The organism is Pseudomonas sp. W15Feb34 (assembly GCF_023127765.1).
Classification (GTDB): Bacteria; Pseudomonadota; Gammaproteobacteria; order Pseudomonadales; family Pseudomonadaceae; genus Aquipseudomonas; species Aquipseudomonas synxantha_A.
Map to the genome: position 1 here is coordinate 296,196 of NZ_SPKN01000044.1, position 13,363 is coordinate 309,558.

13 protein-coding genes are annotated in these 13,363 nt (G+C 57.5%); 1 reads left to right on the forward strand and 12 read right to left on the reverse strand.

All coding sequences use genetic code 11. The annotated features are described in order from the left end of the window. Positions 1–18: 18 nt before the first annotated feature. Positions 19–1,179, forward strand: coding sequence for an AAA family ATPase (locus tag E4O97_RS21305; RefSeq protein ID WP_248162139.1), 1,161 nt, complete (start codon positions 19–21; stop codon positions 1,177–1,179). 99 nt (positions 1,180–1,278) lie between these two features. Here the strand turns inward: E4O97_RS21305 and E4O97_RS21310 are convergent, their stop codons facing one another. The 12 genes from E4O97_RS21310 to E4O97_RS21365 all read right to left on the reverse strand — a co-directional run bounded on the left by E4O97_RS21310 (position 1,279) and on the right by E4O97_RS21365 (position 13,301). Then, positions 1,279–2,127 carry a transporter substrate-binding domain-containing protein gene (locus E4O97_RS21310; protein WP_078820017.1) on the reverse strand — a complete coding sequence of 283 codons (849 nt, stop codon included), beginning with the start codon at positions 2,125–2,127 and terminating at the stop codon, positions 1,279–1,281. Beyond that, positions 2,124–2,900: an amino acid ABC transporter ATP-binding protein gene (locus tag E4O97_RS21315; protein WP_005783763.1), complete on the reverse strand. Its 777-nt coding sequence runs from the start codon at positions 2,898–2,900 to the stop codon at positions 2,124–2,126. Before E4O97_RS21315 ends, E4O97_RS21310 begins: the two co-directional genes overlap by 4 nt. Then, complete coding sequence (locus E4O97_RS21320; RefSeq protein WP_248162148.1) at positions 2,897–3,556, reverse strand: amino acid ABC transporter permease; 660 nt, start codon at positions 3,554–3,556, stop codon at positions 2,897–2,899. Before E4O97_RS21320 ends, E4O97_RS21315 begins: the two co-directional genes overlap by 4 nt. After that, the gene (locus E4O97_RS21325; protein ID WP_005783759.1) at positions 3,537–4,202 is read right to left on the reverse strand and encodes an amino acid ABC transporter permease; all 666 of its coding nucleotides are present in this window, start codon (positions 4,200–4,202) and stop codon (positions 3,537–3,539) included. Before E4O97_RS21325 ends, E4O97_RS21320 begins: the two co-directional genes overlap by 20 nt. A gap of 251 nt (positions 4,203–4,453) precedes the next feature. Next, positions 4,454–5,236 carry a MetQ/NlpA family ABC transporter substrate-binding protein gene (locus E4O97_RS21330; RefSeq protein ID WP_032878438.1) on the reverse strand — a complete coding sequence of 261 codons (783 nt, stop codon included), beginning with the start codon at positions 5,234–5,236 and terminating at the stop codon, positions 4,454–4,456. Positions 5,237–5,345: 109 nt separating this feature from the next. Beyond that, positions 5,346–6,272 (reverse strand): sigma 54-interacting transcriptional regulator, encoded by a 927-nt coding sequence (locus E4O97_RS21335; protein ID WP_032878439.1) that lies wholly within the window; start codon positions 6,270–6,272, stop codon positions 5,346–5,348. A 48-nt stretch (positions 6,273–6,320) separates the two neighbouring features. Beyond that, positions 6,321–6,902 carry an alpha/beta hydrolase gene (locus tag E4O97_RS21340; RefSeq protein ID WP_032878440.1) on the reverse strand — a complete coding sequence of 194 codons (582 nt, stop codon included), beginning with the start codon at positions 6,900–6,902 and terminating at the stop codon, positions 6,321–6,323. A 240-nt stretch (positions 6,903–7,142) separates the two neighbouring features. After that, complete coding sequence (locus E4O97_RS21345) at positions 7,143–10,040, reverse strand: DUF6543 domain-containing protein (protein ID WP_248162150.1); 2,898 nt, start codon at positions 10,038–10,040, stop codon at positions 7,143–7,145. A 187-nt stretch (positions 10,041–10,227) separates the two neighbouring features. Continuing rightward, entirely contained in the window at positions 10,228–10,629 is a 402-nt protein-coding gene (locus E4O97_RS21350) for a biopolymer transporter ExbD (RefSeq protein ID WP_034125467.1), read from the reverse strand. Between the two features lies 1 nt (position 10,630). After that, positions 10,631–11,353, reverse strand: coding sequence for a MotA/TolQ/ExbB proton channel family protein (locus E4O97_RS21355; RefSeq protein ID WP_103734064.1), 723 nt, complete (start codon positions 11,351–11,353; stop codon positions 10,631–10,633). A 49-nt stretch (positions 11,354–11,402) separates the two neighbouring features. Continuing rightward, a complete protein-coding gene (locus tag E4O97_RS21360; RefSeq protein ID WP_248162152.1) occupies positions 11,403–12,203 on the reverse strand; it encodes an energy transducer TonB in 801 nt (266 codons plus the stop codon). Positions 12,204–12,437: 234 nt separating this feature from the next. Next, positions 12,438–13,301 carry a LysR substrate-binding domain-containing protein gene (locus E4O97_RS21365; RefSeq protein WP_078820013.1) on the reverse strand — a complete coding sequence of 288 codons (864 nt, stop codon included), beginning with the start codon at positions 13,299–13,301 and terminating at the stop codon, positions 12,438–12,440. Between the last annotated feature and the right edge of the window lie 62 nt (positions 13,302–13,363).

Genomic DNA, 13,363 nt, shown 5'->3' on the forward strand with positions numbered 1-13,363 from the left:
CCAGCCGATTAAATGCATATGCTGAAAACCCTCGCGGTGGCCAATTACCGCTCGATCAACAAATTGGTAGTGCCGCTGGACCGCTTGAACCTGATCACCGGGCCCAATGGCAGCGGCAAGTCCAACCTGTACCGGGCCCTGCGCCTGCTGGCAGAAACCGCCCAGGGCGGAGTGATCAATGCCCTGGCCCGTGAAGGCGGGCTGGATTCGACCTTCTGGGCCGGGCCGGAAACCATCAGCCGGCGTATGCGCACTGGTGAAGTACCGATCGAATCCAATGTGCGCCAAGGCGTCAAACGCCTGCGCCTGGGGTTTGCCGCCGAAGATTTCAGCTACGCCATTTCCCTGGGATTGCCGGAGCCCTGCGAGTCGTTTTTCAGCCTCGACCCGCAGGTAAAGAAGGAATGCATCTGGGCCGGCCACGTCTACCGCCCGGCCAACCTGTTGGTGCAGCGCTCAGGTGCCATGGTGCGTGCCCGCGAAGGCCGTGCCTGGGATGTACTGGCGCAGCACACACCCAACTACCACAGCCTGTTCGATCAGGTCGGCAGCCTGCGCGGCTCGCCGGAAGTGCTGCTGTTGCGTGAAAGCATTCGTGGCTGGCGCTTTTATGATCACTTTCGCAGCGACGTGGACGCGCCAGTGCGCCAGCCCCAGTTGGGTACGCGTACGCCGGTGTTGCACCACGATGGCCGCGATTTGGCGGCCGCGTTGCAGACTATCCGCGAGATCGGCGACCCCGAGGCGCTGCAACGTGCCGTAAGCGATGCATTCCCGGGGGCGCGCCTGAACATTGAACCGTTGCAAGGCGGACGCTTTGCCATTGAGTTCTATCAGGAAGGCTTGCTGCGGCCGTTGTCGGCGGCGGAACTGTCAGACGGCACCCTGCGCTACTTGTTGCTGATCGCCGCACTGCTGACGCCACGGCCACCGACCATGATGGTGCTGAACGAGCCGGAGACCAGCCTGCACCCGGACCTGTTGCCGGCATTGGCGCGCTTGATTATCCAGGCGTCGAAGCAGTGCCAGGTGTGGGTGGTGTCCCATGCCAGCCGCTTGATTGCGGCGTTGCAGCAGGATGAGGGGTGCAATTCGATTGTGCTGGAGAAGGTGTTGGGGGAAACGCGGATCGTGGGGCAAGGGATTCTGGATGGGCCGGCCTGGCATTGGCCGGAGTAGGTGGTGACTGTACCGGCCTCATCGGGAGCAAGCCCCCTCCCACATTTTGACCTGTGAGTACATTCAAATGTGGGAGCTGGCTTGCCTGCGATAGCTATATCAGCCCTGCCACTTCCCGCCTTCAACAATCACACTTTCAGGCTTGGTGTCATCGCTCAGTTCTTTGCGCACATATTGGTCATAGAGCTTGAGCAGAAACTTCTCCTCGCCCAGCTTCGCCAGCTCGGCATTCACCCAGTCGCGCAGTTCGGTATTGCCCTTCTTCACCGCCGGAGCAATCGGTGCTTCATCACCCAGCTTTTCTTCCAGCACACGGTAGCCCGGGTTCTGCTTGGCCCAGCTGAACAGCACCAGGTTGTCCTGGGCATATGCATCGCCACGCCCGGCCGACAGCGCTTGCAGCGACTCGGAGTTTTTCTCGAACTTGAGCAGCTTCCAGTCCGGGTGGTTTTTGGTCAGCCAGATGTCGGCGGTGGTGCCGGTGGTGACAATGGTGGTGCGAGTGGCCAGGTCATCCAGGCTTTTTACCGTGCTGTCATTCGGTACAAGGGCCTGCACCGCGACTTTCAGGTTGGGGTTGGTAAAGTCCACCGCTTCCTTGCGCTCGGGCGTCACCGTCATGTTGGCGAGAATCAGGTCGACCTTGTCGCTTTGCAGGAACGGAATGCGGCTGGCGGGCTCAACGGCGACAAACTCCACCTTGTTTTCGTCGCCCAACAGGTCCTTGGCGAATTGACGGCCAATGTCAGTATCGAAGCCGACGTAGCGGCCAGCCTCGTCGACAAAGCCAAACGGTGGCTTGTCGGTGAAGACGCCAACGATCAGCTTGTCCCGCGCTTTTATTTTGTCGATGTAGCTGACAGCCGCGGGTTTTACCGGCTCTTCGGCCTTTTTATCGCAGCCGGCCAGCACGGCGACGGCAAACAGTGGCAGCAGTAACTTTTTCATATCAGCTCCAGTTCCTTGATCTTTTTGGGCAGTGTTGAAACGAAGGAGAACTTCTCCAGGAACTGCTGCGCGCGTGCGGTCTGCGGGTTCGTAAAGAATGCCTCGGGGGTGTTGTGTTCGAGGATGCGACCGGCCTCCATGAACACCACGCGGTCAGCGACGGCGCGGGCGAAGGCCATTTCGTGGGTGACGATCAGCAGGGTCATGCCATCGCGGGCCAGGCCCTGGATCACTTCCAGCACTTCCTTGACCATCTCCGGGTCAAGAGCCGCCGTGACCTCATCAAAGAGCATGACCTGGGGGTTCATGCACAATGAACGCACGATGGCGATGCGTTGCTGCTGGCCGCCGGAGAGCTGGCGCGGGAACGCGTCGCGCTTGTCGGCCAGGCCCACGCGCTCCAGCAGTTTTTGCGCCTGCTCACGAGCCTCGCGGGGGTCACGCTTTTGCACTTTCAGCGGGCCGAGCAGGATGTTGTCGAGCACGCTCATGTGCGGGAACAGGTGGTAACTCTGGAACACCATGCCGATGTCCTGGCGCACCTGGCGCCAGTCGGTGTTTTTATCCAGCAGCTCAACGCCTGCAAACCGCAGGCTGCCGCTGTGCGCGACTTCCAGCCCATTGAGGCAGCGCAGCAAGGTGCTTTTGCCACAGCCGCTGGGGCCGAGGATCACCACCACCTCGCCGCTTTGCACGCTCAAGTCGATGCCCTTGAGCACCTGTGCCTGGCCAAAGAATTTGTTGAAACCCTGGAACTCGATCAATGCGCTCATGCGTGGGCCCAGCGCCGTTCCAGCACCTTGGAGGCGGCCGACAACGGGTAGCAGATAAAGAAGAAAAACAGGAACAGCGCGCCGTAGATCAATACCGACTCGTAGGTACGCTCGATGATTTGCTGGCCGACCTTGATCACATCCACCACGCCAATCAGCACCGCAAGGGAACTGGTCTTGATGATGCGCGTGTAGACGTTGATGGTCGGCGGCGTCATGCGTTTAAGGGCCTGGGGCAGCAGCACGTAGCCGTACAACTGCGGGCCGGACAGGCCAATCGACAAGCCCGCTTCACGCTGACCACGCGGCAGCGAATGCAATGCACCGCGCACCACCTCGCCGACTTCGCTGGCGCCCCATAGCGACAACACCAGTACCGCGCACCAGAAGCTCGGCAGGCTCACACCAAAGAAAATCGGCAGGCCGAAAAACAGCAGGTACAACCACACCAGCACCGGAATCGCCCGGAACAGCTCCAGGTAGATGCGCAGCACACCGTTGATCACCTTGTTATCCAAGGTGCGCAGCACGCCATACAGCACGCCGCCGACCGTACTGAAAGCGATGCTCAAAAACGAAATCGACAGGGTTTGCGCAGCGCCTTTACCCAGTTGTGGCAACGACACCCACAGCAACTCAAGACCCGAACTGGCCATGCTGGAGCCTCCTTTCCAAACGGCTGAGCAGCAACGACAACGGCAAAAACAGCAGCACGCAAATCAGCGTCAGCACGGCGAGCATCTCGTAGGTCTTGTAGTAGAGGGCGATGTAGCTCTTGGTGGTGTAGAGAATCTCCGGCACCGCCACCGCGGAAACCACGGTGGTCTCCTTGAGCAGGAAGATGAAGTTGGCGAACAGCGCCGGCAGGCTGAGGATGCCGGCCTGAGGCAAGATCACATGGCGCAACAGCTGCCAGTCGGACAGGCCAATGGACTTGCCCGACTCAATCTGCGCCAGCGGCACCGCTTCCACGCCGGCGCGCAGCACTTCGGTGAGGTAGGCGCCGCCCAGGAAGGTCATGGTGATGATCGCCGCCCAGAACCCGGAGATATTCAAACCCAGGGCCGGCAGTGCGAAGTAGACGAAAAACAGTTGGATCAACAGCGGCGTGTTCCGCGCCAGCTCCACATACAGCGCTACCAGCCGTGACAGGTACGGCGTGCGAAACACCAACAAGGCTGCATTGATCAGCGCCACCAGCAAGGAGGTGCCGATGGCGATCAGGCCCACTTGCAGGGTTACGCCCACCGCTTGCAGGAACGCCGGCAAGGTGCTGAGGATAAAAGCGAAATCGAAGGTCATGTGCAGTCCATATCGCCGCATGGGTAATGCTGCGAGCGCAATCCGTTCCGGCGTGGATAACGTCGGGTAGCGCGAACTTTAAAGGTATAAAAAGCAAAATTTAAATACCGAAATAGCATATTGATATCACCCAAAAAACTAACCTTCGCCAGGGCGATCAATGTGGGAGGGGCAAGCCCCCTCCCACAAAAAAAACGCCGACGCTGTAGTAGCCGTCGGCGTTGAAACCTTGAAGGGGGTTTTGAGTTACATCAGAACGCCGGCACGACTGCGCCGTTGTACTTCTTCTCGATGAAAGCTTTGACTTCCGGGCTGGTCAGGGCCTTGGACAGTTTCTGGATAGCGTCGCTGTCCTTGTTGTCCGGGCGCGCTACCAGGAAGTTCACGTAAGGGGATTTGGCATCTTCGATGATCAACGCGTCCTTGGCCGGGTTCAGACCGGCTTCCAGGGCGTAGTTGGTGTTGATCACATCCAGATCAACCTGATCCAGCACGCGTGGCAGCAGGGCCGATTCCAGCTCTTTGAATTTGAGGTTTTTCGGGTTGTCCTTGATGTCTTTTGGCGTGGACAACGCGTTGGTCGGGTCTTTCAGGGTGATCAGCCCGTTCTTCTGCAGTAGCAACAGGGCGCGTCCACTGTTGGAGCCTTCGTTCGGGATGGCCACGGTCGCGCCGTCTTTCAGATCTTCAATTTTCTTGATCTTTTTCGAGTAGCCGCCGATGGGTTCAACATGCACACCGACTACAGTGACCAGGTTAGTGCCCTTGCCCTTGTTGAAGTTTTCCAGGTACGGCAGGGTCTGGAAGTAGTTGGCGTCCAGGCGCTTCTCAGCGACTTGCACGTTTGGCTGCACGTAATCGGTGAAGACTTTGATCTGCAGGTCCACGCCTTCCTTGGCCAGGGTCGGCTTGATCAACTCCAGGATCTCAGCGTGCGGAATCGGCGTGGCCGCAACCACCAGCTTTTCGTTGGCCTGAGCGAAGCCGGCAGTCAGGGCAGCCGCCAGTGCGGTAAACAACAGAACCTTTTTCATGCAGTGTCCTTTTCTAACGACCATTTTTTATGTGAGGTGCCAGCGAAATGCTATCGCGGCGTAGGAAGGACAATACCTAGATTTTTTATTCCCGAACAATATCTTTTATTCACGTTGATATTCCATTTTGTTCATACAGGAAGGTACGCAGCGATTCGCGCTCGGTCGCACTGGCGCTGGCAAAAATTCGTCGCACTTGCTCCAGCGGCGAGCCGGCCACCGGCAGGTTCAAATGCTCGGGCAAGATTTCATCGCCACTGCTCACCAGCAAGGCAAAGTGAATGACGTTTTCCAGTTCGCGGGTATTGCCCGGCCAGGTGTGACGCTCCAGTACCTGTTGAGCGGCGTCGCTGATAAGCGGCACCGGCAGGTCCAGGCGCTGGCTGTAGATGCCGAGGAAATACTCGGCCAGAGACAAAATATCCCCCACCCGCTCGCGCAACGCCGGCAGGTCCAGCCGGCCTTCGCTCAAGTAATGAAACAGGCGCTCGTGAAACTTGCCAACGGCCACAGCCTGGGCCAGGTCGATGCTGGTAGCGGCCACCAGACGTACGTCTACCGGGCTGGGCTGATGGGCACCGACGCGGGTGACCTCATGATTTTCCAGGGCCGCGAGCAATTTCACCTGGATCGGCAGTGGCAAGTCACCAATCTCATCCAGGTACAAGGTGCCGCCGTTGGCAGAGCCAAACCAGCCAGCTCGACTGCTCGCTGCGCCGCTGTGGCTGCCGGCGGCATAGCCAAACAACTCCGCATCCGCATAGGTAGGACTGATGGCGCCACAGTTGACCGAGACAAACAGGCCAGTACGGTCACTGCCACGGTGGATGTGTCGCGCCAGCAGTTCTTTACCACTGCCGGTTTCACCGCGGATCAATACGGGTAAGGCGCGCGGCGCAAGGCTTTCCAATTCTTCACGCAGTTGGCGTGAGCGTGGGTCGACGAACACCAACGCCTTGGCGCGGATGCTCAGTGGGCTCTTTTCGGCATCGGGAAAGGTCAGCAAAGGCTGGCCGTAGGTTTCATGCAAACTCATGGCAGGCTCCCGCCCCAATCCACTCAGGGACGGGGCGTTGAAAAAATATCAGGCACTACGCCGAGCATGGTGCTCGAGGCGGCTCTGCAGGCGATAGAGATAGGCGAAACCCTGCTCCCAGCGGCGGTGGCCGGACTTCACATTGATATGCCCGGCGCCGGACAAAATGCCGGCTTCGGCCCCCCATTGACGCGCCAACTCCAGAGCCCGGGGCGCGCTGACGGCGCTATCGTTGTCGGAGCTGACCACCTGGCTGGGAAACGGCAGCAGGTCGGTGGGAATTGGTGCGAAGTTACGCAGGGCGGGGGCACAGGCTGCGCGCTCGACATCGGCTGGGGCTACCAGCAAGGCGCCGCGAACCTGACGCAAGAAATGCACGGGGGCAGTGGCCGCCCAATGAGCCACGGTGATGCATCCCAGGCTATGGGCAATCAGGATTACCGGTGTGCTGTCGGCGGCAATCGCCTCGGCCAGTGCAGCTACCCAATCCTCTCGACGCGGCGTCAGCCAATCGGCCTGCTCCACGCGAGCGCTGTTGGGCAGGCTGTGCTGCCAATGGGTTTGCCAATGATCTTCTGGCGATCCTTGCCAGCCCGGCACGATCAGATAACGAATCGACTCGCTGTGCATGGGTGTGCCCTCCTGCAGCTTTTAACGTTGCTGACCAGTATAGGGGCGCCCCAACAATCAAATAAGGAATAAAAAGGAATTTATTAATAACCAAAAACTCATCACATCATTTATTCGAATCCGACTCCCTTCCACATTCCAGAAAACCCAACCATTGTGCCCCCCGACACCATGGCATCGGGGGCCGGTAATGTTGAGTTGGATAACCCAATGCTCAACGACCGCTACCGCTATACCGACTCAACGAGAATGATGCATAGAGTGCTCCGAGCCGATATCGACCCCAAATTTACGATTCATGGGCATATAGAAATCGCGTACTTCCGTGTACTTTTTTCCGAAATCTTCGGGCAAAAGAAGACGCGCATTCAAAAGTTCAGTCATGTCATCAACAAACGGGAAGAAACCATATTCCTCTTGTGCCACTACATCACCAAACATTCTCGGCCCGGTAACCTCGAAGATTTTCGTTTCGTACTCTTTATAGGCTTGCCGTTCTATGTCTGTCGAACCTTCTCTTAAAAACGGACGATTATTGTTAAACCACGACTCGTTGGCTTTGAACCGCTGATATGACTCCTCCAGAATCTTGTCAAATAATGGATTGTCTGCATGGCTTGCGAAATTACTTGTATTGAACCCATTGAAATCCGCTCCCTCATAAGTAATGGGCGAGTTCATCAATAGATCACTTGGTGTGGCTTTCAGCGTGACATCCCCCACGTTGAAGGTCAGCGTGTCATCCGTATCCAGGTATATTCCACCGTGCTTCTTTATCAGTGCAACGCGCATCACATCCGATGAAGCCGCTAAATTTTGCCCTTGACCTGATCTAAAATACTGATACATCTCTCCATATTTACTTGCCGTTAGCTCTCGAAAAGCTTCATCCTCTTTCAGATCATGCACCTCCAGCCCACCCACTTTGTGATCCAGAGCAGATTTTATTTTCTGAAACGCACTCCCGCTGTTTGCATCCACGTGAACGACAGACTTGTAACCCGGGCTTTTCCTGGCGTTCTCAATAATGTTCTGGATTAAATGCTCCGGCATTTCATTGCCAGCCCAAAAATAATGAATGACTTTGGGCACTTCTGTCGTGCCGGATGGCAGCGACGGCAACCGCGGCAACTTAAGCGTCTTACTTATCATCGAAGGAGGTGCGTTTTTATTCCCTTCGATCGCTTCGGCTTTAGTACCACCCAACCATCTTCCTCGGCCTTTACGCCAATAATATACGTCATTCACTTGACCATTTTCGTTGAGCCCACGCCAGAGGCGTGCCTCAACGTCATAAGTGACTTTAGTACCGTACTGCCCGACAAAAACCATGTAGTCCTGAGAAAACATTCGCTGCACGTCATCCATGGGGACCGTGAACTCATCGAGGATAACGGGAGGCGTAGTAGGCCCCATTGGGTAGCCGATATGCCCATTGACTCGTCGTGGGGGATTGAAGAATGGACGCTCCTGTTCAGCCACTTGAGTGGGCGCCTGGGCTGCGGCGTCAACCCCTGCTGTAACGCCCCCGTTGGCCATTCTCTCTGTCATCGCTTTCGCCAGCGGCGCCCCCGCATGGGTGACCAAGGGCGGTATCGCGTTCAGTACTCCAAATACAATCCGGTCAGAACCCGTGGCCTTTCCTTTGACGGCATCATCAATACCAATACCTGTTTGAGTGGCTCCGGCTGCCATGAAAAAAACATCCAAGCCTATCGCTACTTCCGGCATGACCAATGCCAGCGGCGTCATGAACATGGCAACCTTCGTGGCCTCTTCCACACCTTGCAAGACTTTGTTCTTGGTGTAGTCACCATCGCTGACGATCGCGTTTTCTGCATCCGAATAAGACCGCGCCTTTTGCCGGACCTTGACCGCTTCAAAAGGGTCGCTGCGCAAAGGCTCAACCGAGATAAAGCGATCGGGCACCCAGCCGTTGATCCTTGCAAGGAAGCCGTTGCCAGATACTTGCGCATTGGACCAATGTGCCATCCCGTCCAAGGATTGACGCACACCGTCTGCCAACAGCTTTTGGGCCTGGTCCTTGAGGGAAAAATGCGTCAGCAGTGATTCAAGTTTCACAGGATCAGTGGCTTGCTTGGCCAGCCAGATATTCATTTGCTGTGGGTTATCGAAACGATGTATCGGCGAGGAGTTACCAGGGATGTAAAGCAAGGTCAGCTGGGTTTTGCGATCGGTCATACACATCAAGTCGGTTGACTGCAGGCCATTGATGCTCAGCAACCCGATATCCAGGTTCGGATCCTTGACGGCAGGTGCTGAAAAGTCCTGAACCGTCAGCTCGGACCATTCCTTTTGCGCAACAGGCCCCAACGCCCTCTGGGCGAGTGCCGCCTCGACTGGGCCAAGCGTGCCTTCCAAGCGCTGTAGGTTGATCGCTTTAACAAAGGATATTTTACTCAATGAAGCATAGGAACTACTGTGCTTGTCCCAAAACCCGTCAAGGGTGTTCTTGTAAAGTTTGGTTCGGTCTGTATCCCAGACCAAGGCTTTGAAGTCTTCAACAGGAATGGACACTTGAGTGTCTGCACTATACAGCGCAGAACCTGGGGAACTCGGCTCTCGGTAAATAGCTTGTCGACTGTGTGCTTCCTGCACCCAACCGTCAACTTTATTGTAAATATAAACTGCCGGCGAAAAATACTTGGCAATCTTTACAAACCAGCCCTCATTATCCTCAATCGTTACATCTTGTCTGTTTTTCAACGCCGCTTGTGTCAGCGTTATTTTTTCCACAACATCCTTATCATCTTTACCATTATCTTTAAACGTAACCAGATACGTTTTATCAGGATCAACGTCGACGCCCCAATGTTGTTTTATTTTCTCCGAGAGTATCGTCGAAATTTCTTTCTCGGGAGAAATGTAGTCAAAAGAGTGTGTGCTGATATAAGCATCTATTTCAGGGTTTGGTTTCAACACCGGCGCCCCGGCCTTTGGCGCTTTACTCTCTCGATAATCAGCGCGACTTAATGATTTTTTGGGAAGCGGATGCTGCACACCCGGCCTATCAGGCCGCGAATAAATCCTTGCAGTGGGGGTTTCTTCGAGCTGAGGGGGAGTTGATTGTGGGTTAACAAATGCACTTACCGAATGAATAGGAAAGCGTACGTTCATGCAACTTCTCCATTAGTTAAATTTCTCCATGCGCCGACTAGAGTAATCATACCGTTGTGAATTGCACGCCCAGAAATATTCAAATACGTGAAAATTCTTTTCCTCTATAAACACTGTAACCACAAAATAAAAAAAGGCCGCACCCTGCCAAGGAAACGGCCTAAAAAACGTGTCGCGGCGGATGAAACTAACGTGCGGTAATCACCGACAATTTGGTAATCCCCGCACGTTCAATCGACGCCATGGCGCGTGCCACTTCGCCGTAGTTCACTCCATCGTCAGCCTGCAATTGCACCCGCACATCGGGGTCCTTGGCCTTGGCCGCCTGCAGGTTGAATTCCAGCAGGTCCGGCTGGATTTCGTCCTTGTTGATAAACAGTTTGCCGGCGCCGTCGATGCTCACCACCAGCGGGTCTTTCTGCTCGACAGGCGCCACGGCCTGGGTCTTGGGCAGGTTGATCGGGATCGAGTTGGTCAACAGCGGAGCGGTGACGATAAACACCACCAGCAGCACCAGCATCACATCCACCAGGGGCGTGACGTTGATCTCGCTCAGCACCTCATCACTGTCTTGCGTGGAGAAGGCCATGTCAGGACGCCTCCTTCACTTTTTGCGGGCTGGCGGCGCTGGCTTTGGTCAGTGTCGGGTGCAACAGCACGCGGAATGAGTTCTTCTGCGCCAGGCTGTAGAAGTCGTGGGCAAAGTCATCCAGGTCTGCCGCTGTCAGCTTCAGGCGGCGCAGGAAATAGTTGTAGACCAGCACCGCAGGCACGGCCACGGCGATCCCCACGCCGGTCGCCACCAGCGCCGCACCAATCGGCCCCGCCACGGTTTCCAGGCTGGCGGACCCGGCGGCGCTGATCCCCTTCAGGGCTTCCATGATGCCCCACACGGTGCCAAACAGGCCGATGAACGGCGAGGTGCTGCCGATACTGGCGACCACAGCCAGGCCGGTCTCCAGGGAGCGGCGCTCGCGCACGATTTGCTGGCGCAGGGCGCGTTCGAGGCGGTCCTGATGATTGATCGCCTGGCTTAGATCCGCAGCGTGAGGGGTATCGCCCACCTGGATTGCGGCATAGCCGGCCTGGGCCACACGCGCGGCGGCGCCGGGCTGGGTTTCGGCGAGTTCGGCGGCTGAATCGAGGCTCGATGCCGCCCAGAACTGTTTGTGAAACTTGCGATCCTGGGCCTTGAGGCGACCGAACTGCACGCCCTTGAGCAAGGCCAGGCCCCAGGTGGCGACCGAAAAGATCACCAGCAGCCAGATCACCGCGCTTTCGATGGATTCAAGTGGAGACGCTAATGCCATGATGTTTTCCCTCTTGTGCAGGTCGCGGCGTGTGCACACCGCGGCCGAATAATTAATGAATCTTGAAGTCGATCGGTACGCTGACCCAGCCGTCCTGGGCCACATCCCCCTGCTTGGCCGGTACGAAGCTCCAGCGCTTTACGGCGGCCAGTGCGGCGTCATCGAGCTGCTGGCGCCCGCTGCTTTTCTGCACCTGAATCTCACCCGGTTTACCGCTGGCCAGCACATGCACCCTTAACAACACCGTGCCTTCCCAACCGCGTCGCTGAGCCAGTGACGGGTACTCCGGTGCCGGGTTTTTCAGGTACGCGGCGTTGGCCGAAGCCGGCGTCACCGGCGCGGGTGCGGGCGGAGCAGGTGGGGCTGGCGTCGGTGGCGCAGGCGGCTGCTCGACGGCTTTGGGGGCCGGCTTGGGCTCAGGTTTCGGCGCGGGCTTGGGCTTGGGTTTCACAACAGGTTTGGGCGGCGCCGGCTTGGCCGCCAACTCATCCACCACCGGCGGTGGCTCGACCACAGGCGACGGCGGTGGTGACGGTACTGGCGGTGGCGGTTCAACCACCGGCGGCGCCGGCTGAGAAAATTCGATGGTCATCGGCGGAATTTCCGGCGGCACAATCGGCAGCACCGGCGTGGGTTTCTGGCTCACCCAATAGATCACTGCGCCGTGCAGCGCCAACACCAGCAACCCGAGCAAAATCCCTTCGCGGCGGCTGGAAAAACGCTTCGGGGTCTTCTGCAGGCGCAATTGCCCCAACGGCGCGCGATGCGGCCGGCCAAGGTCGACCAACTCACCACTCGGTGCCTGGCGCCACTGCGCCTCGGGTGCACTGGCGGCGGTCTGGACATTGCCCATTGATTCACTCCCTACGGTTTTGAAAAACCGACGGGCCAGCGTGCAGCCCCGTCGAGGGCTGAATCATCGGGGCCAGACACTTATCTCTTAAAGTAATCTTTAAATTTATATATAGAACAAAAATGCATAAATGAAACAGCCGCTGACGTCAAAGCCACGTGGCTCGGGGCCTGGCGCCAAACCCTTGTTTTTCAATGCTTTAAAGGCATACAAAATATTCAGCAAAGGTATGGCTCAGTGCGGATTTCCACTGCACAACGCCAGCAATTCTCCCAGCAAACTCTGGCCCGCTGCGCCCAAACCACTGCGGCCATACAGGGCCAATCGCACACCATGAACAGGCGGCAGGCCACTCTCTGGGCCGAGTATGCAATGGCCCGGTTGCAACACCCGCTCCGGCAACAGGCTGATGCCCAAGCCTGCCGCCACCGCTGAACACACGCTGGCCAGGCTGGCGCTGGAGTAGCCGATGCGCCAACGCCAGCCGGCCCGCTCAAGATGGTGAAGCATGTCGTTGCGGTACAAGCCGCCCACCGGGAAAGCCACCAGCGGCAGCGGGTCGCGACCCAGCGCCGGAGTGCTCAGGCTGTCGACCCAATACAAGGGCTCCGGCCACGACGCCACACAGTCGTCGCTGTCGCCCATCTGCTTGACCAGCAGCACATCGAACTCTCCACTCCGGTACTGGCGCTGCAATTCAGGGCCCAGACCGCTGGTGACTTCCAGCCGCACCCGTGGATACGCCACGACAAACGCTGAAAGCAGCGGCATCAGGCGCTCGGCGGCAAAGTCCTCCGGCACGCCAAGGCGCAACACACCGTCGCTCTGCTGGTTGATCAGCACGTCAGCGGCTTCTTCGTGCAGTGCGAGAATGCGGCGCGCATACGCGAGCAGACGCTCACCCTCGGCGGTAGCCACCACGCGGCGCTGGTCGCGGTCCAGTAACTGACAAGCCACTGCGTCTTCCAGCCGGCGGATCTGCTGGCTGACAGTGGACTGGGTCAAATGCAGGCGCTCGGCGGCGCGAGTGAAATTGCCGCAGTCCACCACGGCGACAAAACTGCGCAACAACACGGGATCGAACAACGTCATCACCATTGCGTTTGCCACTGATTGGCATGTTTATATTTAATTTCAGCATACCCCGGTGGCTGACCATA

Coding starts and splice junctions, on each gene's coding strand:
- E4O97_RS21350 (WP_034125467.1), bottom strand. CDS start 10,629: ATGGCCTTCTCCACGCAAGACAGTGATGAGGTGCTGAGCGAGATCAAC.
- E4O97_RS21320 (WP_248162148.1), bottom strand. CDS start 3,556: ATGGCCAGTTCGGGTCTTGAGTTGCTGTGGGTGTCGTTGCCACAACTG.
- E4O97_RS21325 (WP_005783759.1), bottom strand. CDS start 4,202: ATGACCTTCGATTTCGCTTTTATCCTCAGCACCTTGCCGGCGTTCCTG.
- E4O97_RS21345 (WP_248162150.1), bottom strand. CDS start 10,040: ATGAACGTACGCTTTCCTATTCATTCGGTAAGTGCATTTGTTAACCCA.
- E4O97_RS21305 (WP_248162139.1), top strand. CDS start 19: ATGCTGAAAACCCTCGCGGTGGCCAATTACCGCTCGATCAACAAATTG.
- E4O97_RS21310 (WP_078820017.1), bottom strand. CDS start 2,127: ATGAAAAAGTTACTGCTGCCACTGTTTGCCGTCGCCGTGCTGGCCGGC.
- E4O97_RS21340 (WP_032878440.1), bottom strand. CDS start 6,902: ATGCACAGCGAGTCGATTCGTTATCTGATCGTGCCGGGCTGGCAAGGA.
- E4O97_RS21330 (WP_032878438.1), bottom strand. CDS start 5,236: ATGAAAAAGGTTCTGTTGTTTACCGCACTGGCGGCTGCCCTGACTGCC.
- E4O97_RS21365 (WP_078820013.1), bottom strand. CDS start 13,301: ATGGTGATGACGTTGTTCGATCCCGTGTTGTTGCGCAGTTTTGTCGCC.
- E4O97_RS21335 (WP_032878439.1), bottom strand. CDS start 6,272: ATGAGTTTGCATGAAACCTACGGCCAGCCTTTGCTGACCTTTCCCGAT.
- E4O97_RS21360 (WP_248162152.1), bottom strand. CDS start 12,203: ATGGGCAATGTCCAGACCGCCGCCAGTGCACCCGAGGCGCAGTGGCGC.
- E4O97_RS21315 (WP_005783763.1), bottom strand. CDS start 2,900: ATGAGCGCATTGATCGAGTTCCAGGGTTTCAACAAATTCTTTGGCCAG.